This is a genomic window from Bacillus sp. mrc49 (assembly GCF_002803435.1).
This window is the reverse complement of the sequence record NZ_PHNG01000048.1, coordinates 1-440: the sequence shown is the minus strand read 5'-3', so window position 1 is coordinate 440 and position 440 is coordinate 1. Positions and strand designations below refer to the sequence as shown.

The 440-nt window shown below is 53.9% G+C and carries 1 pseudogene; it reads right to left on the bottom strand.

The features are described 5' to 3' along the window. Positions 1–440 (bottom strand): annotated as a pseudogene (locus CVN76_RS00405) (glucose-6-phosphate dehydrogenase); the annotation flags it as partial.

The following is a 440-nucleotide window of genomic DNA, read 5'->3' as shown; positions in this document are numbered from 1 at the left end:
CCTGAATTTCGATGCCTTCATCCGGCTGCAGACGAATGGTCAGTTTGTTCTGCGGCAACTGCTGGTAAGAATCGCTGAACAGGTTCAACGGCGGGTTCTTGAAGTAGACGACCACTTCAGAACATTTGGTCGGCAGACGCTTACCGGTACGCAGGTAGAACGGCACGCCGGCCCACTGCCAGTTGTCGATATCAACGCGGATTGAGACGAAGGTTTCAGTGTTGCTGCTTTTATTCGCCCCTTCTTCTTCCAGATAACCCGGTACCTTTTTGCCCTGCACGAAGCCGGCAGTGTACTGACCACGCACTGTGGTTTCACGTACATTGGTCTGATCTATGCGGCGTAGTGAACGCAGTACCTTCACTTTCTCGTCGCGAATGCGGTCAGTCGTCAGGTCCGCCGGTGGCGACATGGCAATCATGGTCAGGATTTGCAACAGG